The organism is Pseudomonas carassii (assembly GCF_036324045.1).
Lineage (GTDB): Bacteria > Pseudomonadota > Gammaproteobacteria > Pseudomonadales > Pseudomonadaceae > Aquipseudomonas > Aquipseudomonas peradeniyensis.
In genome coordinates this window covers 51,095-73,876 of sequence record NZ_JAZDCT010000011.1, presented here as the reverse complement: position 1 = coordinate 73,876, position 22,782 = coordinate 51,095, and the positions used below count along the sequence as shown (strand labels likewise).

Below are 22,782 nucleotides of genomic sequence, written 5' to 3'. Positions count from 1 at the left end.
GCAGCATGAGGATTGCCCATGAGTACCCTGACAATCGAAGGCTGGTGCAAAAGCAACGGTGACCGCCGGTCCACCCCGGTGGGCGACATTCATTTCGACATCCAGGGCCCGGCCCATACGGCGCTGGAGCAGGCCGAAGAGCGCCTGCAGCAAAGCCACGAGTCTGAAGCGATGGTGGATGTCGACATGGACACGCTGAACCTGGTATTGCCCGAAGGCTATGGCCCGCTGTCCGACTGCCGCCTGCGCGTCTACTTGAGCGACGACGAGCGGGGCCAGTTCCACCTGGTCGGGCATCGGGCCAGCGATGGCAGCCTGATCTACACCAATGCGGTGTTGATTGCGCAGTTGAGCTGACCCCCTAGCACATGTGGGCTATGGAAGCCTGGACGGCTCGCGGCCAGGGTGCAGGCTTTGCCGCATCCCTCGATAGGGATTTCCTCCCCTGTGCTCGTTGGCCCGACTGTGTTCCATCTGCCTTTTGCTCGGCATGTTCGCCTGGCAGGCAATTAGTTCGGTGGCGCCTGCGATGTTCCGGATTATCGACCGTGACGGCAACGGTACTGTCGGTCACGAAGAAATCGCGCGAACATCGCGGCTAAATATCCGCTCGCAGCGGGCACGCCAGTGTCAGCCGTTGCCTTAGTGCCGTCCGCAATTGTCCAAGTTCTTCGAGACGCTGCTCGATCAACGCCAGCTTGTCGCGCAGCAGTGCCTCAACTGCCTGGTCGGGGTCTTCGGCTTGCCAGAGCTGTTTCACGTTGGCGCCGATTTCATTCAGGCTGAAACCCAGTCGTTGGGCTGTGCGGATGAACAGCACCAACTGCGCCGTCTCCTGAGGGTAGTCGCGATAGCCGTTGGCCCGACGCTGCGCGTGAATCAGCCCGCGTTCCTCGTAGAACCTCAATGTGTCGCGACTCACGCCGCAGGCCTGGGCCAGTTCACCGATGCGCACAGAATCTTCCTGATGGGGGCTTGACCTTGGAGCTTACTCCACGCTTTAGCCTCGTGCCCTCATTCATTGGAAGAGGAGGTGAGCATGTGGAGCAAGGCCCGATACCGCAAGCTGGTGCGCGCCAGCGGCATCTACGATCTGTTGGTCACGGTCGGTTTTGTCACGCCTTGGGGCTTTGCCCTGTTGCATGACTGGCTGGGCGCGCTTCACACCGGGCTTGGCCTGGGTGGCAACCTGGCGGTGTTCGACCCGTTGCAGATGATGATGGCCAACCTGATGGGGTCGATCGTGTGCGTCTGGGCGTGGTTGCGGATACGTCATCCGCAGGTACGGTTCGGGCGCTATGACGCGGCAGGACGGGTACTGTTCGCGACCTGGCAGGCATATGCGCTGGCCCATGGGGCGTCCGGACTGCTGTGGGGCATATTCGTGCTCGAAGTGTTGTGGGCAATTGCTCAGTGGCTTCCAGTCAAGGTGCAAAGCGTGCCGCCACCTGCGCAGCCAGTTTGATGAACGCCCGCGCCGCCGCACTCTGGTAGCCGCCCTTGCGTTGTATCAGCACGGCGGCGCGTTGCAGGCGCGATGGATCGAGAGCGACGGCGACCAGGTCGTCGTGGGCCAGGGTGACGGCGGCGGGCAGCAGGGTCGACAGCGTCGTCCTGCGCACCACTTCGATCACCGCGCCGACGGCGTTGGCCTCCATCCGGACCTGCGGGCGTATGCCGTGCTGGCGACAGTAGCGCTCGATCTGCTCGCGGGTGGCGAACTCGCTGCTCAGCAGGATCATCGATTCGTCATTCAGGGCTTCTGGTCCGACGGCGCTCTTCTCGGCCAATGGATGGTGACGGCCGACCACCATGGCCAGGGTTTCGACCAGCAGCGGTTGGGTATCTATGTCCTGGGCGTGGACCTCGTCGAAGGCGATGCCGACATCCAGCTCATCGGCCAGCAGCAGCGCTTCCATGCGCTCCTGGGCGATTTCGCTCAGGTTCAGGGTGATATTCGGGTAGTGGTTGTGGAAAGCCTCTACCAACGGTCCGACCAGGTAGCTGGTGAAGGTCGGCGTCACCGCTACCCGCAGCGACCCGCGACTCAGGTCAGCCACGTCATGGATGGCGCGCCGGGCTTCCAGCAGTTCCTGCTCCGCCCGCCTTGCATAGCGCAGGTAGACCTCGCCGGCATCGGTCAGCCGTGTGGTGCGCCCCGAGCGATCGAACAGCTGTGCGCCAAGGCTTTCCTCCAGTTGTCTGATCTGTTGTGACAGGGCCGGCTGAGAGACATGCAGGGCTGCCGCGGCCCGCGTGAAACCATGGTGTTGCGCCACGGCGAGGAAGTACTGGATGTGTCGGGCAAGCATGCTCATACCCATAAGATAAACGGATGCAGTTCATCATAAATTAGACTTTTACCTTATGTAATCAACCGCCTAACCTTTGCCTCACACACCGCGACACTGAGGCATCAGCCATGCAAGACATCATCGACGGCTTCCTGAAGTTCCAGCGCGACGCCTTCCCCGAGCGGGTCAAGCTGTTCAAGGACCTGGCCACCCAGCAAAGCCCACGGGCGCTGTTCATCTCCTGCTCCGACAGCCGCCTGGTGCCCGAACTGGTTACCCAGCGTGAACCCGGCGACCTGTTCGTCATCCGCAACGCCGGCAACATCGTGCCGTCCTACGGACCTGAACCCGGCGGGGTGTCGGCCTCGGTCGAGTATGCCGTCGCCGCCCTGCAAGTGGCCGACATCGTCATCTGCGGCCACTCCGACTGCGGCGCCATGACCGCCATCGCCACCTGCAAGTGCCTGGACCACATGCCCGCCGTGGCCGGCTGGTTGCGCTACGCCGACTCCGCCCGTGTGGTCAACGAAGCCCGACCGCATCAAACCCCTCTCGCCAAGGTCGAGGCCATGGTGCGAGAGAACGTGATCGCCCAGCTGGCCAACATCCAGACCCATCCCTCGGTGCGTCTGGCCCTTGAAGAGGGCCGCGTGGCCCTGCATGGATGGATCTACGACATCGAGAGCGGTCGCATCGACGCCTTCGACGGACGCACTGGCCGGTTCGTATCCCTGGCGGACAACCCAGGAGTCCGCGCTGTTTCCCACGCTTCCCGGCACGTTGCCTGAACCTTTTTTCAACCCAAGGAGATACTCCCATGATTCAGTCGCAAATCAGCCAGAACGCCCGTCTTGCCCTGAGCGAGGTCATCCTCCTGGCCAAGGCCCGCAAGGACCTGTCGTTCGCCCAGATCACCGAGGGCACCGGCCTGTCCGAAGCCTTCGTCACCGCCGCGCTGTTGGGCCAGCACCCGCTCCCGGCCAGCGCCGCCCAGGTGGTGGGTGACAAGCTTGGCCTAGACGCCGATGGTATCGCCCTGCTGCAGACCATCCCGCTGCGCGGGAGCATCGAGGGTGGCATACCGACCGACCCGACCATCTACCGCTTCTACGAGATGCTCCAGGTGTACGGCACCACGCTCAAGGCGCTGGTCCACGAGAAGTTCGGCGACGGCATCATCAGCGCCATCAACTTCAAGCTGGACGTGAAGAAGGTCGACGACCCGGAAGGCGGTTCCCGCGCCGTGATCACCCTGGACGGCAAGTACCTGCCGACCAAGCCGTTCTGATTCACCCGTAGGGACATGGCCCGGTCGCCTCAGGGTGGCCGGGCCGCTATTGGCCCCCTGTAGGAGCGGGCTTGCCCCGCGAACACCGGCAAGGCCGGTGCCATCCACCGCGTTGTCCGACATCGCGAGTACAGGGTGTCGACCGTAATGACTGATCACGAGAAACGACGGCATGGACCTGATATTCAGAAATGTCCGCATCGACGATGCAAAACCCTTGATGGATGTGGCCGTGCGCAACGGCAAGATCACTGAAATCGCCCCGACGATCACCGCAACGGCAACCCAGGAAATCCAAGGCAACGGCAATGTCCTGATCCCAGGCTTCGTCGAAGGCCACCTGCACCTGGAAAAAGCCAACGTCATGCAGCGCAAGGCCAACCGCTCCGGCACCTTGAAGGAGGCGATCGCCGTCACCGCCGAGCTCAAGCCCACGCTCACCCGCGAAGACATCCGCGAGCGCTCGACCCGGGTGTTGCGCACGCTGGTGCAGGCCGGCACCACCCATGTCCGTGCCCACGCCGAGTTCGACCCCGCCCAGGGTTTTACTGGCCTGGATGTGGTGCTGGAGCTGCGGGAGACATTCCGCGATGTCATCGATATCCAGGTGGTCGCCTTTCCCCAGGAAGGCATCCTCAAGTTGCCCGGCATGAAAGCGATGATGGTCGAGGCGATGGAGAAGGGCGCCGATGTGGTCGGCGGCATTCCCTACAACGACGTATCGCCCTACGAGCACATTGATTTCGTTTTCGACCTGGCCAGGCGCTACGACAAGGACATCGACCTGCATCAGGATTTCGCCGATGACGCCGAGCAGATGACCATCGAATACGTGGCCCGCCGGACCATCGCCGAGGGTTACCAGGGGCGGGTGTGCGTCGGCCACCTCACCAGCCTCGCGGCCGTCGAGCCCGAGCGGCAGGCGCGTATCGTCGCGCTGCTGCGCGAAGCCGGTATCAGCGTGATGTGCCTGCCGGCCACCGACCTGCACCTGGGCGCCCGTGGCGACAGCCACAACGTGCGCCGTACCCTGACACCGGTGCGAGCATTGCGCGATGGTGGGGTGAACGTGTGCCTGGCCACCAACAATATCCGCAACGCCTTCACCCCTTATGGCACGGGCGACCTGCTGAACATCGCGCAACTGGCCATCCCCGCCTGCCACCTCGGCGGGGCGGACGACCAGGCCACGGTGTTGTCGATGCTCACGACCAACCCGGCCAGGGCCTTGGGCTTGCGCGACCATGGCCTGGCCGTGGGCAAGGATGCGGATCTGGTGCTGGTGGATACCCAGCGCGTCTGCGATGTGATCCTCGACCTGCCGGCGCGATTGGCGGTGCTCAAGCGTGGGCGGGTGGTGGCGACGGCCGAGCATCGCCGGTCGGTGGTGTTCTGAGCGGTCGCTACGGTTCCTGCGCCAGATGCGCTGCCACTGCTGCTTCCAGGATGAGCACAAGCTCAGGGTCCATGTATTGGAAGTCGTCGGGGATGTCGAGCACATGCAGCCGTTTGTGTTCAAGCAAGCGTGCGAACTGAGCCAGCAAGCGTTGCTGGTGTTTGCGCTCCATCACCAAGATGACGTCGGCCCAGCGAATGTCCGCCGGGCCAACCGGCTTGCGTGCGTTCGGGCTGGTGCCCGCCGACCGGGCGGCAAAGCCCGGGCGACGGCGCCAGATCATCTCGGCGGTGGGGCTGCGCCACTGGTTGCGGCTGCAGACGAACAGGAGATTGGTCACGCTTGGTCCAATAGTTGGCGAGTGGTGCGGATGGGATAGCTGAAGCCGAGCTGGCGCGCCCTTGCCAGCTTCGAGGCGCGGGTATAGAGCAGCTTCCAGTTCTTTTCTGGCTTGAACACCTGTGGGCACGCCGCAGGATGGTGAGCATGTTTGCGGGCCTGAGAGCGTCGCCAGGCGCGAGATCTTTTCATGGGAGATTCCTCGTGGATAACCGGGTTCAGCAGCCACGGCAATACGAGTGGGGAGAAGGTTACACGGTAATCGGGAGGGTGGCCAGATAGTGCACAAATCCCAAGTGCCAATCGTGGTTATCCGCAGCAAAGCCACCGTGATATCAGGCGGCATGCCGAAAGTGGTGAAAGGAGACAGAAGCGCACGTCATGGTCGCGGTGAAAGGTTTGGCTATCGTCCGCTATCAACGCGATCAATGTTGGCAGACGCGCTTTGCCATCTCCCTCTAGTTTGCGCAGGGCGTGCTGGAACCCCGAACAACGATAACGAGGGACCCGACTATGCCCACCGCCATCCAAGCGTCCAACGCCTGGCGCATTCTGTTCCTGCTGTTCCTGGCCAACCTGTTCAACTTCTTCGACCGCACCATCCCCGCCATCGTCATCGAGCCGATACGTCTGGAGTGGCACCTGAGCGACTTCCAGATCGGCATCATCGGCACCGCCTTCACCCTGGTCTATGCCATCGCCGGCCTGCCACTGGCGCGCATCGCCGACACCGGCTCGCGCAGCCGGCTCATGGGCTGGGGCCTGCTGGCGTGGAGCGGGCTGACGGCGGTCAACGGCATGGTCGGCAGTTTCTGGAGCTTCCTGCTGGTGCGCATGGGCGTGGGTATCGGCGAGGCCAGCTACGCGCCGGCCGCCAACTCGCTGATCGGCGACCTGTTCCCGGCCGGACGGCGGGCGCGGGCGATGGGCATCTTCATGCTCGGCCTGCCGCTTGGCCTGCTGCTGGCGTTCTTCACCATCGGTGCGATGGTCCAGGCGTTCGATAGCTGGCGCGCGCCGTTCTTCATCGCCGCCGTGCCTGGCGTGCTGCTGGCGCTGTTCATCTTCATGATCCGCGAGCCCGCGCGCGGCGCGGCGGAGACGGTGGTCACCGCCCAGGCCCCGCTGGACCGCCCCCTGCGCCGGGTGCTGAGCGTGCCCACCTTCGCCTGGCTGGTGCTGGCGGGGCTGACCTTCAACTTCGCTTCGTATGCCTGCAACTCGTTCATGGTGCCGATGCTGCAGCGCTACTTCGCGCTGCAGCTGCACGACGCCGCGGTGGCCACCGGGATGATCGTCGGTCTGAGCGGTCTGGTGGGCCTGACCCTTGGAGGCTGGATGGCCGACAAGGTGCACCAGCGCTTTGCCAATGGCCGCCTGGTGTTCGCCGCGCTGAGCATGCTGGCTGCCACCTTGTGCACCGCCTGGGCGCTGCATGCCGGGCGTATCGAACTGGGGGTGTTCGTGGCGGTGTTCGGGGTCGGCTGGCTGTTTTCGTACAACTTCTACACCTGCGTATACACCGCCATTCAGGATGTGGTGCAACCGCGGCTGCGGGCCACGGCCATGGCCCTGTTCTTCGCCGGGCTGTACCTGCTGGGTGGCGGCCTGGGACCGGTGGTGGTCGGTGGGCTGTCAGATCATTTTGCCGTGTCGGCCATGGCGGCGGCGGGCGAGGTGGCGATGAGCGAGGCGTTCAAGGCCCAGGGGCTGCATGACGCGATGTACCTGATCCCTGTGGCCCTGTTGCTGACCATGGTGTTCCTGCTGGCGGCCTCGCGGTGTTTCAGCCGGGATGCGCAGCGGATGCGCGAGGGCATGGTGCTGGATGGCGCAGAGGTGGCGGGGCAGGCCGCGCAGGCCTGAATCCCTGTAGTTCGGCCAGATGCTGCGGCTCGATCATTATCGGTTTTATCGTGGGTGATGCTGAGCCAGCCATTGATCATAGGCCGTCGTCATTGTTCGCCACGTGGTGCCGTCGGCCGGCACCAGGTGTTCGATGCGTAGTGACGCCACCGTGATGTCCTGTGGCATGCCGAAGGTGGTGAAGGTGGACAGGAACCTCAATTCACCTTCGGCAGTCCGCACCCGCGTCAACACCACAGGTGATTGCGGCGTGCCTGCTGCCAATGTGGGCGGGGTGGGCAAGCCTTGCAGCCGCCGCGCCAGGTCAGGATTGCCCACCGCCTCCCTGGCCGCCCGCTGCCAGGCGATCGCCCGTATCTCATCGGCATTGAGCAGATGATCTCCCAGTCCGCCCGGGCGCAGCAGTGTGTCCAGCAGGTTAAGGCCCGAGGTGCTGTTTGTTGGGACACCGACCATTGTGAACAACAGCCCGGCACTGGCATTGGCTGCAGTGATGTCCCAGTTGCTGGCGATGACGATGGCCGGTGCGGGGTTGTTGGCCAGCAGGATGTGCTCCACTGCGTCATGCACCATCTTCATGGCCGGGGCGTCCGGTGCAGAGGCCATGTAGCGCGGTGCGTAACCTGCCGCGAGGAATACTTCATTGCAGTGCTCGAGTGGTACATCCAGCGCGCTGAGCAGGGCATGCAGGGTACTGGGGCTGGCTTTGGCGCGGCCTGTTTCGACGCAGCTCAGGTGGCGTTGCGACAGGCCGGCCAACAGCGCCAGGTCGAGCTGGCTGAGCCCGGCCTGGCGGCGTAGGCGGCGCAGGTGCTCTCCGGCATCGGTGATGGCAGGTGTTTGCGTGGGGTGAAAGGGAGTGGGGCTCATGCTTCGACTCTGGCTGTCCTTGGCTGAAGCGTCCATGACCTGTGAGGTCATTGAGGCGGGGACGACTCTATCACTACCGTGACGGCAACATCGCCCCTGTAGGAATCGGACAATGAACGCACGATGGATCGCGCTGCCAGTGTTGCTGCTGTTTACCCTGTACACCGGTTGGACCCTGATGATTGCGGACCAATCACTTGTCGCCTTTGGCCTTGATCTGCTGTCCCGGCCAGATACGGCCCAGGTCGTTATCGACCTGTATGTGATGGCCGGGCTGGGCTGTGTGTGGATGGTCAGCGACCAGCGCCAGCGAGGCGGCTCGTTACTCGGGGTCTTGCCCTATCTGTTGCTGACGGCAATTTTCGTCTCCCTGGGGCCGCTGCTGTACATCGTGGTCAAGGACTTTGCGCAGAAGAGCGGGGCATGAGCGCCGCCCTGGCGGTCTATGCCTGCTGCGTGGTGGTGCTGTGCTTCAAGATGCTGGGTATTTCCTGCTACCAGGGCTACTTCCGCCTGCGCTTCCTGGCCTTCACCAACAGCGAGGATGCGGCAGTGTTCAAACGCTCGGCTTGCCCTGCGGAACTGCCGCAGGTCACGCGGGCCATGCAGGCTTGGCGCAACGATCTGGAGAACATCCCGATGTTCCTCGCGCTGGGCGGCCTGGCGGTCGTGCTGGAGGCGCCCGTTGTCATGACGGCTTGGCTGAGCGGGGTATTCACCGTGGCCAGGGTGTCGCATACGGTGACTTACCTGGCGGGTATCCAGCCGTGGCGGACGGTGAGTTATGGCGTGGGGGTAATCTGTTTGATCGGGTTGGCGACCTTGGTCATCGAGGCGCTGGCATCGACGCCTTGAAGGCCTGCGAGGCGTTCAGCAGCCGGTGGCAGGCAAGGTGCCTGAATTCAACTGGTACAGAAAGCATCCGGCTTCGGCATAAAGAACCGAGCAAACAATTCCGATTGCGACTTGATGTTCAACTTGGCGTAAATATTCCGGCGGTGCACTTTCACCGTTTCCGCCGAGAGTGAAAGCTTCCCGGCAATCTCTTTGTTGGAGAAGCCACTCAGCAGCAGCCTGAGCACATCGCTTTCGCGGGTGGTGATCTGTGCGCCCAGCTGGGTCAGTGTTTCCTGCCAGGGCGGCGCCTCGGCAAGGTCCTTCTCGACGTCCACCTCGAAGGCCATGCGCTGGTGCATCAAGGCCGTCACCCAGGGCTTGATGAGGTCGAGGATGGTGATTTGCTCCTGGCTGAAGCGCGCCTTGCTGCCAATGGAGATGCACAGCGTGCGGTCAGCGTCGAGTTGAACGTTGTACTGCGCCTCATCGGCCGAGATGTAGTGCGCGAAGTACTGGTGGTAGTACTCGGTTTCGAGAAAGTACTCCGGCGCGATATCCAGCAGGTGGAAGAAACCGCTCTGCGGGTTTTCCCGGTTGGCGATGTAGAACGGGTCCAGCAGGTAGAGCCCCTTCACATAACGATGGATAAAGGCGTTGACCTCTTCGGCATCCGCCACCTCGGGCAGGCTCACCACTTCCACTTGCTGGTTGGTGAAAATCAATACCACCCAGTTGTCGATCTGCACGTACTCGTTCAACACCCGAACCAGCGAACTCCAGAACGCCGGACGGTCCAGCTGCATGATCAGCTTGCCGATCGATCGGTGCCAGGCCAGGCTTTGCAGGTCGAACGGCATCAACTACCCCTTTTGGGTTAGGCATTCGCGGGTCAGAGGTAAGTATTCCGAGGTATTTACTATCCGGTCCTGCCCGGTATAGTCGCTCACTGGGCCTAGGATGGCCGTGAAGATACATCGATTCGATAAGGATGTTGCATGAGAAGGTCACGTTTGCGAACCCTTTTTTCGGCCTCGCTGCTCTGCGCGGGGATCAGTACCTCGGTGCTGGCCGCCGAGCCCGGGATGCACCTGTACAACTGGTTCGGGCTGCTCGCGCCGGAGACGCCCAAGGCGTTCGAGCAGGAAACCGGCACCCGCGTGCACATGGACGCGTTCGACAGCGCCGACATCATGCAGAGCAAGGTCATGGCCGGGCGCACCGGGTATGACGTGGTGGTGGCCACTTCCAACGTGCTGCCCAGCCTGATCGCGGCAGGCGTGCTGCAGCCGCTGGACCGCGCGCAATTGGGTAATCTTTCGCATATCGACCCCGATATCCTTGCCCAGCTGGCGGTCAACGACCCCGGCAATCGCTACGCGGTGCCCTACCTGTGGGGCACCACCGGCATCGGCTACGACATCGACAAGGTCAAGGCCGCGTTGGGCGACCAGGCGCCGGTGGACAGCTGGGACCTGATCTTCAAGGAAGAGAACATCAGCAAGCTCAAATCCTGTGGCGTGGCGATGCTCGACTCGCCCAGCGAGATCATCTCGATTGCCCTTAACTACCTGGGCCTGCCCAGCAACAGCAGCAACCCGGCGGACTACCAGAAGGCGCAAGACCTGCTGATGAAGATCCGCCCTTACGTGCTGTATTTCGACTCGTCGCGCATCGACACCGACATGGCCGACGGCAATATCTGCGCGGTGGTCGGCTGGGCCAACGGCGCCCTGGCCGCCCAGGCCCTCAACGAGAAGAACAACACCGGGCGGCGGATCGGCTACAGCCTGCCGCGCGAAGGCGCGCTGGTGTGGTCGGAAAACCTGGTGCTGCTCAAGGATGCGCCCCATCCCAAGGCAGGCATGGCGTTCATCAACTACATGATGCGCCCGGAAGTGATCGCCAAGACCTCGAACCATACCCTGTACCCCAACGCCAACAAGGACGCCACCCAGTTCGTCGAACAGGCCCTTCGGGACAACCCGTGGATCTACCCCGACAAGAAGACGGTTGCCACGTTGATCCCGCTCGAGCCGTTGCCGTTGAAACTGGAGCGGATCCGCACGCGGGTCTGGACCAAGGTGAAGAGTGGCGTTTGACCTGAATTGACGTGTCGCCCGCTGCCCGGTGCAAGGGAGTCCCGGACAGCGCGTTGACCAAGGTTGCCTGCGGCCGATTGCTTCAAGCACCAGCGAACACCATCGTCTCGCGATATCCGGCTGCTCAGCCGAGGCGGGCGATGGTCTTGCGCACCTGATTTCATCTTGAGCCGGAGGAGAACAGCGGATGTTCAGCCCAGCCCATAAGACACACTTGAACTTGACGATCGAAGGTGTGGAGCACGATTTCCAGGTGCTCGGCTACACCGGGGAAGCGGTGGCCAACAGGCCTTTCTTTTACAACGTGGAACTGGCCAGCGAATGGCCTGACCTGGACCTCGAACGCTTCCTCGACCTCGAGGCGTTCTTCAGCTTTGACAGGAACGGCAATGGCATCCATGGGCGGATCTACCACATCGCGCCGATGGGGCAGGCCCCGTGTTCGGCGCGTTACAGGTTGACCCTGGTGCCGCATTTGTCCTACCTGCGCCATCGCATCAACCAGCGGATCTTTCAACAGTTCTCGGTGCCCAGGATCGTCGCCTTGATATTGGAAGAGCATGGGATAGTGGGAGACGCCTATCGCTTCGAGCTGAGTGCGAGCTACCCCGAGCGCGACTATTGCACCCAGTATGGCGAAACGGATCTGCACTTCGTCCAGCGCTTGTGTGAAGAGGAGGGCATCCGTTTTCATTTCCAGCACAGTGCCCAAGGCCATGTGCTGGTGTTTGCCGATGGCCAGGCGGTGCTGCCGTGGGGCGTGCTTTATCGTCCGCCCCTGGTTCATGCCAAACCACGGGTGGTGGAGAACCAGACCGCCGTGGTCATTGCCGTGGAGGATGACGAGAGCCGGTGTGATCGGCGCCTTGCCCGGATTCAGGTCAAATTTCCCTGGGATCCTGAGGACAGGTTCGACGACAAGAGCTGTTGCTGGCTGTCGGTGGCTTCCGATTGGTGTTGTGCGGTCACGCCTCCGCGAACGGGGATGGAGGTGATGGTCTCGTTTCTCGGAAACGATCCTGACCAGCCGCGGGTCAGTGGGTGCCTGTGTTGCCGATAGCCTCATTCCGGCCACGGCAGCTTTATCCGAAACTATTCCAGGCCGATAATTATTGGCATCCCATAATTGCGAATAAACCCATGGCTGACGATTCCCTGCCCCCCGGTGGGACACACCGATGAACATCGACTCTCGATATGGCGTGATTACCGTCGTTGACGAGCCGACCTACACGTTCGACTCCACAGACAATATCCGGTGTTATGCGCGGGAAATCATCCTGGGCGACGATGGCGTGTCATCGGTTCAGGGCGTGATGCTGGACGACACCGGCCTGCTGGTGATCGGTGCCGGCGGAGGCGGGACAGGAGTGCATGCACAGTCGGCGCTGGTGATCGACGACAAGCTGCTGTTGGCCGTGGGCAACCAGGTTGCCTGCGTGTCGCTGCCCCCTCCCCATGACCTGCTTTGGTCGCGCAAGGTGGATATGGCGACGTGCTTCGGTCTCTATTGGGCAGCGCGGCAGCGTGCATTGATTTCGCACGGCGAGCTGGAAATCACGTGTTTGTCCCTTGAGGGTTACGTCGTCTGGAAGGCCATGGGTGCCGACATCTTCACCGGGCGCTTTCAGCTGGCGCCTGACCTTGTGGAGGTCGTGGATTTCTACGACACCATCTACCGTTTTGATGTGGCGACGGGGGAGGCATTGAAAGGCCGTTGATGCATGGAGCCGATTGTACGTCCCCATGCAATCCTTCTGCGTCCTGCCCTGTCGTGTTCTCCTTTAATCGATAACCAGCTCCCATACACCACTGGCATGTTCTATCCGCTCACCCGGCAACCGGATGCGCTGGTTGGCGCTGTAGTCATGGAAGGCGCGGGCCTTGCCGATCAGCGACAGGTCCAGGATCACGCTATGCCGCGACTCGCCACGCCCGGCCTCGAATAACGTCCGGCCATACGGGTCCACCGCCAGGCTCGCCCCCACGAACACGCAACCATCCGGCCCATCGCCCACGCGGTTGGCGACCACGGCGAACACCTGGTTCTCCATCGCCCGGGCCATCACCGACACCCGATGCACATGATCCTCCGGTTCGGCCAAGCCATCGGTGATCAGCATCAACTGCGCGCCCAAGGCCTTCAGCGCCCGCGCCGTCTCGGGGAATTCGCTGTCGTAGCAGATCAACAGGCCCAGGCGCACGCCGCGCCATTCGACGGTGGCGAAACGGTCGCCCGGTACCACGATGCCGTGCTCCGGCAACCACAGGTGGGTCTTGCGGTAGGTGAGCAGGATACCTTCAGGGGCGATGAACAGGGTGGTGTTGTAGAACGTGCCGCCGTCGTTCTCGTACAGCCCCAGCACCACCGCGACATTGTGCTGGCGCGCCGCCGCGACCACTGCCTGCACGGCATCGCCATCAATGGCTTCGGACAGCATGCCGACGTCGTCCTCAGTGAGAAAACCGGTCAGGTGCGACTCGGGAAACAGCAGGATATCGGTGTCCGGCGCGCACTGGCCCAGGGCCTCGAGGATGCCGCGCAGGTTGTGGGCGGTGTCGCCGTCGCGGGTTGTCGTCTGTACCACTTCGATCTTCATGGGCAATCCGTCTCGCTGGGCCCGACCCTTCCGCGGGCGAGTGACATTTGCGAAGGGTGGTGCAAGTATGAAAACAATCACTGGCAAAACAATCACTTCGACGGGTTAACCCGGGGGTAGTCATGAGCTTGAGCCTGCAGGATCTTTCGTGGCACCAGGGTGTGGGCCAATGCATCGAGCACCTCGACCGGCCGAGCTTCTGGCGCACCCTGGCGACGCTGCTCGGCGACTTCGTCGAGGTGGATACCTGGGTGGCGCTGCTGTTCAGCCACGACAAGCCGTTGATCTTCGACCAGAGCCCCTACGAGCGCGAGGGCATCGACCCGCTGGTGAGCGAGTACGCCAACGGCCTGTACCTGCTCGACCCGTTCTACATCAGCAGCCGCGAGCGGCCGCTGACCGGCCTGGTGCGCCTGGCCGACGTGGCCCCGGAGCAGTTCCAGCAGACCGACTACTACCGCCTGTACTTCACCCACAACGTGGTCGCCGACGAGGTGCAGTTCAACCTGGCCCTGGGTGATGGGCGCACGCTGTGCCTGTCGCTGGGCGGGCGCTCACGTTTCGACGCCCAGGCCATCGCCCAGCTGGAGCTGGTGCGCCCCTGGCTGATCGGCCTGCTGCGCCAGCGCCTGCACTTCGAGCAACTGCCCGAGCGCGCACCGGCCAAGCCCGCGCTGGGCCTGGCCCAGGGGCGCGACGAAGCACGGCGGCAGTTGGAGTCGGTGCTGACGGCGCGGGAGCTGGACGTGGTGCGGCTGATCCTGTCGGGGCATTCGAACAAGGAGACGGCCATCAAGCTCAAGCTGTCGGCCGAGACGGTGAAGGTCCATCGCCGCAACGTGTACCGCAAGCTGGACGTGAACTCCCAGAGCGAGCTGTTCTCGCTGCTGTTCCTGGCCGGTGAAGACCTCGCCAGCCTGCAACCGGCGCCGTGATTCCCCCGGGCCATTACCCCCAGGTTAATCCTTCGACGTTATAGGAATCCGCACGGGGATCCGCATACTGGCCCTGCACCTTGTAGGCGTGGGCTGGCCCCGCGATCACCGGCAAAGCCGGTGCCTTCCCCCGAGTAACTTGCTGTGCACGCCGTCCCTGCGCCCCCGCGCAGCCAGACCGGCTGGGCAATTTCCTAGAACAATCACAAGAGGATGACCCATGGCTCATTTCGCTCACGGCCCGGCCCGTGGCATCGCCCCTGCGCGCCAGGAGGCCACCCATGCCTGACGCCACCCCCGCAAAACTCTCCCTGACCTCCCTGACCGTCTTCGGCCTGGCCTACATGTGCCCGAGCCTGGCCATGGTGATCTTCGGCGTGATCTCCGAACGCAGCGACGGCATCGCCCCCAGCGCCTTCCTGCTGGCCACCGGCGCCATGCTGCTGTCGGCCCTGAGCTACGCCAAGCTGTCGCGCCTGTTCCCGGTGTCCGGCTCGGCCTACTACTACGCCAAGCGCCTGCTCGGCCCCGGCTGCGGCTTCGTGGTCGGCTGGGCGGTGCTGCTGGCCTACCTGTTCATGCCCATGGTGGCCTGGCTGCTGCAGTCGGTGTTCCTTAACGCCCAGTTCCCGCAGGTGCCTACCTGGGGCTGGCTGCTGATCAACATCGGCCTGACCACGGCGGTGACTGTCAGCGGCATGACCCTGACCGACCGCCTGAACAAAGTGCTCACGGTCCTGAGCGTGGCCCTGGTGCTGTTGTTCATTGGCTACTGCCTGCGCTATGTGGCCGGCCAGCCCCAGGTCGGCTTCATCCACCCCGTATGGAACGAGCACAGCACCTTGACCGGCCTCACCGCCGCCGCCGCCATCGCCGCCTATTCGTTCCTCGGGTTCGACGCCGTGACCACCCTGGCCGAGGAGGCCGAGCAACCCAAGCGCGACATCCCCCGGGCGGTGCTGCTGGTGATCAGCGTGGGCGGGCTGCTGTTCACGGCGGTGGCCTACCTGATGCAACTGAGCCACCCCGGCGGCCAGTTCGCCGACCCAGAGACTGCGACCTATGCGCTGTCGATCGAGGTGGGTGGGCAGTTCTTCGCCGACTTCGTCAACCTTGGCGGCATCGTCGCCGGCTTCGCTTCGTGCCTGGCGGTGCAGGTCAGCGCCAGCCGCTTGCTGTACTTCATGGGGCGTGAAGGTGTGCTGCCGCCGCGCTATTTCGCCAAGCTGCAGGGCAAGGCGCGCACGCCGGTGTTCAACCTGCTGCTGATTGCCGGGCTGGGGTTGATCGGGATCGGCGCGGATGTGAGCTCGGCCGCTTCGCTGATCAACTTCGGCGCGTTTCTGGCGTTTGCGGCGGTGAATGTCTGCGTGATTGCGTACTACCGGCGTGAGCGGCGCAAGCAGCGGTTGAGTGGGGTGGGGTTCGTGGTGTTTCCGCTGCTGGCGATTGGGGTGAACCTGTATCTGCTGTCGCTGCTGAGCACGGTGGTGATACTGGCCGGGGTGGCTTGGCTGGTGTGTGGCGGGTTGTACCTGATGTGGCTGACGGCGGGGTTCAGCAAGCCCACGCCGGGGTTGATGGAGGTTGAGTCTTGAGGTGTTGCGCAAGCCACCGCGGCTTTACACGGAATTATTCCAGGCCAATAATTATTGGTAACTCATAATTCAGGATAAACCCATGGCTGACATTTTCCTGCGCCCGGAACTGGCGGCCGATATGGCCAGGCAACTGCTCAAGCCCTCTGCACTGGATATCGGCCTGCGTTCCGGGTTGTTCCTGTCCGGCCTGCGCCGGACGGGCAAGACCACCTTCCTCAAGAACGATCTGATCCCGGCCCTGGAGGCACAGGGCGCACTGGTGATCTACGTCGACCTGTGGAGTGACACCCAGACAAGCCCGGTGAAGCTGGTGCTGGCTGCCGTGCGCAAAGCCCTGCTCGAACTGCAGACAACGACCTCGTCGTTCATGCAGCGTCTCAGGCGCGTGCGTGGCGCCGAGGTGGAGCTGGCCGGTTTCAAGTTCGGTTTCAACCTCGATACCCTGGGTGAAGCAGGCGGCGTGACACTCGCCGAAGCGCTGACCGAAGCGGTGGACCAGGCCAAGGCGACTGTCGTGCTGATCGTCGACGAAGTGCAGCATGCCATCACCACAGAAGACGGGCAGCAGATGATGCTGGCCCTGAAGGCCGCACGTGACGCCATCAACCCAAGGCCCGCGACGCCTGGGCATTTCCTGTTCATTGGCACCGGCTCGCACCGGGCCATGGTCAACGAGCTGACCGCCCGGCGTAACCAGGCGTTTGCCGGCGCCACCAACGTGGCTTATCCGGTGCTGGACGAGGGCTATGTCGCGTTCTGGCTCCAGCGGCTTGCCGCTGATGGCCTCGACAACCTGCCCTCGCTGGAGGTGGCGACCGAGGCGTTCAAGACACTGGGCAGCCGGCCTGAAGAGTTCATCCGTGCCCTGCGTCAGTTGATTCACTCGCCCAGCCTCGGTTCCGGGGCGGATGTGGTGCTGCCGGTGATCGCGGCCACGCTGCGCTCGGCGGCGGCCGACCTGGAGCTGATGAAGGTCGAGGAACTGGGCGTGCTGGCCCAGGCCATTTTCGCCCGGATCGCCTCCGTGGATGGCGAGACACGGGGTGTGTTTTCCAGCGAGGCGGCAGGGGAGTATTCGACGTTCGTGGGGCGTGAAGTGCGGGTGGAAGAAATCCAGCCGGTGGCCAATGAGTTGCTGGCGGCGAACCTGATCATTCGCCGGGGGCATGGCCTGTATGGCGTGACCGATCCGTTCGTGCAGGAGATCTGGCGGGAGCGCCAGGCGATGCTGGGTAAGCGCTGATAGACGTTCAGGGCAGGCGAACACCGATGAAGATAGACTTTGAATTGCTCACATTGCCGGACGACATGTCGGGCTACAACACGGCGGCCTTTACTGAAGGCCGTCTAAGCATTGAAGTGCAGGGGCGGGTGTTCTTGCAGGTGGAGTTCTGCCTGCTGTTCGAATTGGCGAACGTGGTGACGCAATGGCTGGCGTCCGTGGCCACCTGTGGGGCTCAGGATTTCTACTACGCCTCGATGGACGAAGAAGAGGAGCCGATCATCGCGCTGCGCTACTGCCATGCCAGATCGGTCTTCTCACTATGGTCCTGTTGGGCGGTGTGCGAGCCAGGTCCTGAAGTGACGTTGGAGCAGGCTATCGTATGTTTCGAGCGGTATGTTCATGGTTTGATGCAGGTGATCGAGCAGCGCCTGCAGGCCGTTTCGCCCTGATGTCCGATGGCTGGCGCTTGCGCATCTATTGGCGTACTTGATCCGTTCGTGGCGTAGACCCACCCTGTTATTTTTGTCAGTTGCATAGGGCTGTCCTACTTCTTAGTCTCAGCTCAACTGCGAGCAGGTGGCGCAGATCCTTGAGGGGCTTGCGGAGGTTGAAATGGACAAGAACATGAGAATCCTGATCGTTGAGAACAGCTACACCATGCGGACTATTCTCAAACGTACCCTGGGCGATTTGGGTTTTACCAATGTTTCAGAGGCAGAAAACGGTACTGCTACTCTCTCGCGCCTTGGAAGCGAATCCTTTGATTTTCTGATTGCAGTGGATCCATTGCGAGACATGTTCGGCGCTGATTTATTGCTTAAGTTACGTGCTGATGAGCGGCTCAAGAAACTGCCGGCGTTGATGGTTTTGGCTGAACCTAAGCAATCACTTATAGGTGAGGATCTCATCGCAGGTGCCAATGACTATGTAATCAAGCCAGTATCCGCTACAGAGCTGCAAGAGAAAATCGAGAAAATTTTCAACTCCAGCAAGACCTGAGATTTTAACGGGCGGGTCGGCGGGAGCTTGCCGTGCGACTACCTATAAAGCCAGTGCGAACACTACGTTCTCGTGCGAAACCATGTAGTATTTCGTGACTCGCTTTCGAAATGACTCACTCGTAACCCATTCTTAGGTTCTGAGCTTGGGTGGCCAGTTCATCCATTACGGCCCGGTTAATCTTGTCATGCCTGTCCTTGTAGGCAATCAGCTCGGAGAACGCGATAGCCCGTTCGCCTTCAGCGCTGGCATGGGGGATTGCTCCCTCATCCAGCAGCTTTGCCAGATGCTCGCAAGAAACGTTAATCGCGAGGGCCGTCTCCGTCATGGTCAGCGTGGACTTTTCCATGACAATGGTGCGCTCCATACCATGGAATTCATCACGAAGCTTCCGATACCCCAGCCGCGCGTAGAACCCTTGGGCGGTGATGGATGAAGGAACGCGCAGTGCCGTGACACCTGCCCTGATCGCTGCAGCATGAACGGTCTCCATCAACCGTTTGCCGACACCTGTCCGATGATGGATTGGAGCGACGAACACTGTCCTGACAACCTCGCCATCCAGGCTTGCCGTCCCCAGCAATTCGTTTTGGTTGACTGCTACGAATACCATTCGGCTATCGAGCAATGCACTGACCGCCGCAGGTGAAAAGCTCTGCTCGACCTGGGCGATCACCTCTGCCGGGTAATCCTGCGAGTTGGATTCGCGCAATGCCGTGATCACGATGCGGCTGATGGCTTCTGCGTCTTCGCGCTGAGCGCGGCGGATATGACATTCCATGGAGAAATCCCGAATTTATGCCCAAAGCCTAGCCCGTGTAGGAGCGGCCTTGTGTCGCGAAAGGGCTGCGTAGCAGCCCCAGCAATCTTCGCAACATATCAGAAACCGGGGGCCGCTTTGCGGCCCTTTCGCGACACAAGGCCGCTCCTACAAAGTCCGCATGTACCCAGAGGTCAGTGCTTCATCCCCAACTCCGCATCATCCATCAGCGCCTTGGCCAGCGCGCTCAGGTAATACGATGCCCAGATCAGCTGAGGCTTCTCCTCCATGATCCCGGTGATGGTCAGGTCGCACACGCAGCCCATCAACTCCGAAGCCTGTTCCCGTGCGTGCTGGCAAGGGATGCCGGGTTCGATGCAGAACAGCGGGTCGGTATGCCCTTCACCCTGGTAGAACTTGGTCTTGCCCACCGTGGTGTGGGGCGTGGTGTCGTCTGTGCTCATTGCTCAATCTCCCTGAAATGATCGGTGCCTGGGCTTGCGCAATCGCGGGACAAGCCCGCTCCCACGGGTACATGTATCACGGCGCATGTGGGGTGCTGCGCGTGGATCGCAGCGATGGATCACAGCGTGTTTGGATTACAGCGTGGGAGCGGGCTTGCCCCGCGATTGCGTCAGCTCAGCCAACAAATGACTTAAGCCCTAGTGCAACGTCCGAGGCTCCACCTGCGGCATCTGCACCTGAATCAACGCCGATTCGAGCAGCACCCGCAGCGCCTCCATTTCATGCATCACGGCCATGACCAGAATCGACACGGGCGACTTGGGATGCAGCAGTACAGCCTGATGCGCCACAGTCTGCGCGCACAGGGCGTACTCCGTGGCCTGGATGATGGTGTCTTCGAGGGAGTGGTGATTGTGGGGTGGATCGGGAACTATCTTCAGCATGGTTTTGTGCCCTTTGATGGGGCCGCTACCGGACTGCTGTCAAACAGGTAGGTGGCAGCTATGCATAGGTTGACAGACCGGCGGACACAAAAACCGGCGCACGCAAGCGTGCCCCATGCACAGCCGCCATAAAGGGCAAGCAGTGCAGGTGTCGCGTCGCGGCCTGTCAAAGCCGATCGCTGATATGCAGCGACTTGCCGAGACTAGAGTGCTGGCAGCGTGATCGCAACGGAAATTATGAGGGTGGAGTATCTTTGGGAAATGGACTACAAGAAAGATGTAAATTCTGATTTTTTGCTGGCGGTACAAACTCGGGTGGGCGAGGTGGAGTTAACCTCGACTGGGTGTGATGCTGAACTGCCCAGGGTTGGAGTCGGATTGTTCTGTATGATTTTCATACTGGCTGCAAGAGTGAGGGTGCCGCCAGTGTTGTTGGAAGTGTTGGGGGTGAGTAGGTTTTGAATTATAGTTAGCTATTTTTTTGGGGTGGTTATGAAATTAGGCTGGCCTAATGGTGTTGAGCATCTAGTGGTAAATCTCGGATTTAAGGGTTTGACGCATCGGTTTAAGTTTTAAATGAAAACTATTTACAGGGTCTGTCTGACGACAGACCCTGTCCAGTAGCTCAGAAGCGGGCATCTCATTGGCGCTAGGGAAGGGGTGTTTCCGTTCACTCTTTCGGCTGTGAGTTACCCGAACCAACCTGTCTGATGCCTTTATTTGTGCTGGTCCACATAATTTTTGCGCTAACCCTCCTTGGGCTGCATTGCCGACAAAAATGTGTTCCAATGACTCTGCGTTTCACTGCTTATTTGACTGCTTTGGACGCAGGTTTTTCTGGATTTTCCGGTTTAATCGGAGGCTCAGATTTATCCGAAAATTCTTGCTCATCTGGTTTTTCCGTGCTCATGATACACCTCGGTGAGTGTGAATGAGAGTGTAGTAGATGCTTATGGTTGTTGGGCTGCAACTGGTAATTTTGTCAGTTGACAAATTTAGGTTGATTGCTTGGGGTTGGTTGTAAGTCCACGTAATCGGTCAGCCGATACTGCGCTTGCGTCTTTGCTGATGTTGACGGCTAAGGGTGGTTGTAATAAGTGTCGGAATGACTTGCATAAGGATTAGTGTTATGTGGTGCATGTCGGTATAAATACTTAATTTGTTTATTCTTTTTCAAGGAACGCCGCTTCCAACAACTGCCTCGTATACCCATGCTTCGGCTCATGAAAGATAGCCCCTGCATCCCCCTGTTCCACCACCTGCCCATGCTTGATCACCATCAACTGATGACTCAACGCCTTGACCACCGCCAGGTCATGACTGATAAACAGATAAGTCAGGTTGTACTTAACCTGCAAATTCCGCAACAGCTCCACCACCTGCCGTTGCACCGTCCGATCCAGCGCCGAGGTCGGCTCATCCAGCAATATCAGCGCCGGCTTCAACACCAACGCCCGAGCAATCGCAATCCGCTGCCGCTGCCCCCCAGAAAACTCATGGGGATACCGATGCCGCGTCCGCGGATCCAGCCCCACTTCCTCCAACGCCGCAATAATCGCCGCTTCCTGCTCAGCCGGTGTGCCGATCTTGTGAATCCGTAACCCTTCGCCAACGATATCCGCCACGCACATGCGCGGGCTCAGGCTGCCAAAGGGATCCTGAAACACCACCTGCATCTCCCGCCGCAGCGGCCGCACGGCCTTCTGGTTCAGCCCTTCAAGATTCTGCCCATGGAAGCGAATACCACCCTGGCTGGAAATCAACCGCAGGATGGCTAGTCCCAAGGTGGACTTGCCCGACCCACTCTCGCCAACGATCCCCAGCGTCTGCCCCTGGGGCAGGCTGAAGTTCACCCCATCCACGGCCTTCACATGGTCCACGGTCCGGCGCAGCAGCCCCTTCTTGATCGGGAACCACACCTTCAGATCCTTCACCTCCAGCAACGGCGCCCCTTCGGCATTCGCGGCAGGCGCCCCACTGGGCTCGGCGTTGATCAGCATCTGCGTATACGGATGCTGCGGCTTGCTGAACAGCGTGGCGCAATCGGCCTGCTCGACGATCTTGCCGCACTGCATCACGCACACGCGGTGGGCGATGCGGCGCACCAGGTTGAGGTCGTGGCTGATCAGCAGCAGGGCCATCCCCAAGCGCGCTTGAAGCTCCTTGAGCAGGTCGAGAATCTTCAACTGCACGGTCACGTCGAGCGCCGTGGTGGGCTCGTCGGCGATCAGCAGTTCGGGTTCGTTGGCCAGGGCCATGGCGATCATCACCCGCTGGCGCTGGCCACCGGACAGTTCATGGGGGAGGGCTTTCAGGCGCTTCTTCGGCTCGGGAATACCAACCAGCTCCAGCAGCTCCAGCGTGCGCGCAGTGGCGGCCTTGCCGGTGAGGCCCTTGTGCAGCAACAGGATCTCGTTGATCTGCTTCTCGATGCTGTGCAACGGGTTCAGCGAGGTCATCGGTTCCTGGAAGATCATCGCAATGCGGTTGCCGCGAATCCGTTGCATGGGCTTCTCGCCCAGGTGCAGCAGGTCCTTGCCGCCGTACTGGATGGTGCCGGAAGGATGCCGCGCCAGCGGGTAGGGCAGCAGGCGCAAGATCGAATGGGCGGTCACCGACTTGCCCGAGCCGCTTTCACCCACCAGGGCCAGGGTCTCGCCCTTGCGGATGTCGAAGCTGATGCCGTCGACCACGCGGTTGACCTGCTCGCCAGTGACGAACTCCACCGCCAGGTCGCGGACTTCGATCAGGGTGTCTTGGCTCAT

Annotated in this window: 26 protein-coding genes and 1 pseudogene; 16 read left to right on the top strand and 11 right to left on the bottom strand. The window is 61.5% G+C overall.

Annotation, left to right across the window (positions count from 1 at the left end):
* Positions 1–18: 18 nt before the first annotated feature.
* On the top strand, positions 19–357 hold the full coding sequence (locus V0R62_RS10610; RefSeq protein ID WP_330103693.1) for a hypothetical protein: 339 nt from the start codon (positions 19–21) through the stop codon (positions 355–357).
* A 241-nt stretch (positions 358–598) separates the two neighbouring features.
* Here the strand turns inward: V0R62_RS10610 and V0R62_RS10605 are convergent, their stop codons facing one another.
* Complete coding sequence (locus tag V0R62_RS10605; protein WP_330103692.1) at positions 599–955, bottom strand: MerR family transcriptional regulator; 357 nt, start codon at positions 953–955, stop codon at positions 599–601.
* Positions 956–1,039: 84 nt separating this feature from the next.
* Here V0R62_RS10605 and V0R62_RS10600 point away from each other — a divergent pair, with 84 nt between their 5' ends.
* The gene (locus V0R62_RS10600) at positions 1,040–1,465 is read left to right on the top strand and encodes a hypothetical protein (RefSeq protein ID WP_330103691.1); all 426 of its coding nucleotides are present in this window, start codon (positions 1,040–1,042) and stop codon (positions 1,463–1,465) included.
* Here V0R62_RS10600 and cynR read toward each other — a convergent pair.
* Entirely contained in the window at positions 1,425–2,312 is an 888-nt protein-coding gene (cynR, locus tag V0R62_RS10595; RefSeq protein ID WP_330103690.1) for a transcriptional regulator CynR, read from the bottom strand. The two genes, V0R62_RS10600 and cynR, sit on opposite strands and share 41 nt — an antisense overlap.
* Before the next feature lie 110 nt (positions 2,313–2,422).
* Between cynR and V0R62_RS10590 the strand changes: the two genes are divergently transcribed.
* The 3 genes from V0R62_RS10590 (at position 2,423) to V0R62_RS10580 (ending at position 4,978) form a co-directional block, all read left to right on the top strand.
* Positions 2,423–3,082: a carbonic anhydrase gene (locus V0R62_RS10590; RefSeq protein ID WP_330103689.1), complete on the top strand. Its 660-nt coding sequence runs from the start codon at positions 2,423–2,425 to the stop codon at positions 3,080–3,082.
* A 29-nt stretch (positions 3,083–3,111) separates the two neighbouring features.
* Entirely contained in the window at positions 3,112–3,582 is a 471-nt protein-coding gene (cynS, locus tag V0R62_RS10585) for a cyanase (protein WP_330103688.1), read from the top strand.
* 172 nt (positions 3,583–3,754) lie between these two features.
* Positions 3,755–4,978 (top strand): amidohydrolase family protein, encoded by a 1,224-nt coding sequence (locus tag V0R62_RS10580; RefSeq protein ID WP_330103687.1) that lies wholly within the window; start codon positions 3,755–3,757, stop codon positions 4,976–4,978.
* A 7-nt stretch (positions 4,979–4,985) separates the two neighbouring features.
* Here V0R62_RS10580 and V0R62_RS10575 read toward each other — a convergent pair whose 3' ends face one another.
* Both V0R62_RS10575 and V0R62_RS10570 read right to left on the bottom strand, forming a co-directional pair.
* On the bottom strand, positions 4,986–5,318 hold the full coding sequence (locus V0R62_RS10575) for a low molecular weight protein tyrosine phosphatase family protein (RefSeq protein ID WP_330103686.1): 333 nt from the start codon (positions 5,316–5,318) through the stop codon (positions 4,986–4,988).
* Positions 5,315–5,509, bottom strand: coding sequence for a hypothetical protein (locus tag V0R62_RS10570; protein WP_330103685.1), 195 nt, complete (start codon positions 5,507–5,509; stop codon positions 5,315–5,317). Before V0R62_RS10570 ends, V0R62_RS10575 begins: the two co-directional genes overlap by 4 nt.
* Before the next feature lie 321 nt (positions 5,510–5,830).
* Here V0R62_RS10570 and V0R62_RS10565 point away from each other — a divergent pair, with 321 nt between their 5' ends.
* On the top strand, positions 5,831–7,183 hold the full coding sequence (locus tag V0R62_RS10565; RefSeq protein WP_330103684.1) for a spinster family MFS transporter: 1,353 nt from the start codon (positions 5,831–5,833) through the stop codon (positions 7,181–7,183).
* 45 nt (positions 7,184–7,228) lie between these two features.
* Here V0R62_RS10565 and V0R62_RS10560 read toward each other — a convergent pair whose 3' ends face one another.
* Entirely contained in the window at positions 7,229–8,053 is an 825-nt protein-coding gene (locus V0R62_RS10560; RefSeq protein WP_330103683.1) for a helix-turn-helix domain-containing protein, read from the bottom strand.
* A gap of 112 nt (positions 8,054–8,165) precedes the next feature.
* Here V0R62_RS10560 and V0R62_RS10555 point away from each other — a divergent pair, with 112 nt between their 5' ends.
* Positions 8,166–8,480 (top strand): DUF2834 domain-containing protein, encoded by a 315-nt coding sequence (locus tag V0R62_RS10555; protein WP_330103682.1) that lies wholly within the window; start codon positions 8,166–8,168, stop codon positions 8,478–8,480.
* Complete coding sequence (locus V0R62_RS10550) at positions 8,477–8,908, top strand: MAPEG family protein (protein WP_330103681.1); 432 nt, start codon at positions 8,477–8,479, stop codon at positions 8,906–8,908. The genes V0R62_RS10555 and V0R62_RS10550 overlap by 4 nt, the downstream gene beginning before the upstream one ends.
* Positions 8,909–8,955: 47 nt before the next feature.
* On the opposite strand, the gene V0R62_RS10545 is transcribed toward V0R62_RS10550, so the two are convergent.
* Positions 8,956–9,747: a helix-turn-helix transcriptional regulator gene (locus V0R62_RS10545; RefSeq protein WP_330103680.1), complete on the bottom strand. Its 792-nt coding sequence runs from the start codon at positions 9,745–9,747 to the stop codon at positions 8,956–8,958.
* 138 nt (positions 9,748–9,885) lie between these two features.
* On the opposite strand from V0R62_RS10545, the gene V0R62_RS10540 reads away from it, so the two are divergent.
* From V0R62_RS10540 to V0R62_RS10530, 3 genes are all read left to right on the top strand, one after another.
* Complete coding sequence (locus V0R62_RS10540) at positions 9,886–10,989, top strand: polyamine ABC transporter substrate-binding protein (protein WP_186733918.1); 1,104 nt, start codon at positions 9,886–9,888, stop codon at positions 10,987–10,989.
* Between the two features lie 187 nt (positions 10,990–11,176).
* A complete protein-coding gene (locus tag V0R62_RS10535; RefSeq protein WP_330103679.1) occupies positions 11,177–12,049 on the top strand; it encodes a contractile injection system protein, VgrG/Pvc8 family in 873 nt (290 codons plus the stop codon).
* Positions 12,050–12,167: 118 nt separating this feature from the next.
* Positions 12,168–12,710 (top strand): hypothetical protein, encoded by a 543-nt coding sequence (locus V0R62_RS10530; RefSeq protein ID WP_330103678.1) that lies wholly within the window; start codon positions 12,168–12,170, stop codon positions 12,708–12,710.
* Positions 12,711–12,773: 63 nt separating this feature from the next.
* On the opposite strand, the gene V0R62_RS10525 is transcribed toward V0R62_RS10530, so the two are convergent.
* Entirely contained in the window at positions 12,774–13,589 is an 816-nt protein-coding gene (locus V0R62_RS10525) for a carbon-nitrogen hydrolase family protein (protein ID WP_330103677.1), read from the bottom strand.
* A 122-nt stretch (positions 13,590–13,711) separates the two neighbouring features.
* Here V0R62_RS10525 and V0R62_RS10520 point away from each other — a divergent pair, with 122 nt between their 5' ends.
* The 5 genes from V0R62_RS10520 (at position 13,712) to V0R62_RS10500 (ending at position 18,349) form a co-directional block, all read left to right on the top strand.
* Positions 13,712–14,524 carry a LuxR C-terminal-related transcriptional regulator gene (locus tag V0R62_RS10520; protein WP_062363637.1) on the top strand — a complete coding sequence of 271 codons (813 nt, stop codon included), beginning with the start codon at positions 13,712–13,714 and terminating at the stop codon, positions 14,522–14,524.
* Between the two features lie 281 nt (positions 14,525–14,805).
* Positions 14,806–16,122, top strand: coding sequence for an APC family permease (locus V0R62_RS10515; RefSeq protein ID WP_330103676.1), 1,317 nt, complete (start codon positions 14,806–14,808; stop codon positions 16,120–16,122).
* An 82-nt stretch (positions 16,123–16,204) separates the two neighbouring features.
* Positions 16,205–17,368, top strand: a complete 1,164-nt coding sequence (locus V0R62_RS10510) for an AAA family ATPase (protein WP_330103675.1) — start codon at positions 16,205–16,207, stop codon at positions 17,366–17,368.
* A 26-nt stretch (positions 17,369–17,394) separates the two neighbouring features.
* The gene (locus V0R62_RS10505) at positions 17,395–17,799 is read left to right on the top strand and encodes a DUF7878 domain-containing protein (protein ID WP_330103674.1); all 405 of its coding nucleotides are present in this window, start codon (positions 17,395–17,397) and stop codon (positions 17,797–17,799) included.
* 163 nt (positions 17,800–17,962) lie between these two features.
* The gene (locus V0R62_RS10500; RefSeq protein WP_330103673.1) at positions 17,963–18,349 is read left to right on the top strand and encodes a response regulator; all 387 of its coding nucleotides are present in this window, start codon (positions 17,963–17,965) and stop codon (positions 18,347–18,349) included.
* A 340-nt stretch (positions 18,350–18,689) separates the two neighbouring features.
* On the opposite strand, the pseudogene V0R62_RS10495 reads toward V0R62_RS10500, so the two are convergent.
* The 4 genes and pseudogenes from V0R62_RS10495 to V0R62_RS10480 form a co-directional block, all read right to left on the bottom strand.
* A pseudogene (locus tag V0R62_RS10495) lies at positions 18,690–19,130 on the bottom strand (GNAT family N-acetyltransferase); the annotation flags it as partial.
* A gap of 173 nt (positions 19,131–19,303) precedes the next feature.
* A complete protein-coding gene (locus tag V0R62_RS10490) occupies positions 19,304–19,573 on the bottom strand; it encodes a DUF3077 domain-containing protein (protein ID WP_062363628.1) in 270 nt (89 codons plus the stop codon).
* A gap of 198 nt (positions 19,574–19,771) precedes the next feature.
* A complete protein-coding gene (locus tag V0R62_RS10485; protein ID WP_330103672.1) occupies positions 19,772–20,017 on the bottom strand; it encodes a hypothetical protein in 246 nt (81 codons plus the stop codon).
* 1,163 nt (positions 20,018–21,180) lie between these two features.
* Positions 21,181–22,782, bottom strand: a complete 1,602-nt coding sequence (locus tag V0R62_RS10480; RefSeq protein WP_330103671.1) for an ABC transporter ATP-binding protein — start codon at positions 22,780–22,782, stop codon at positions 21,181–21,183.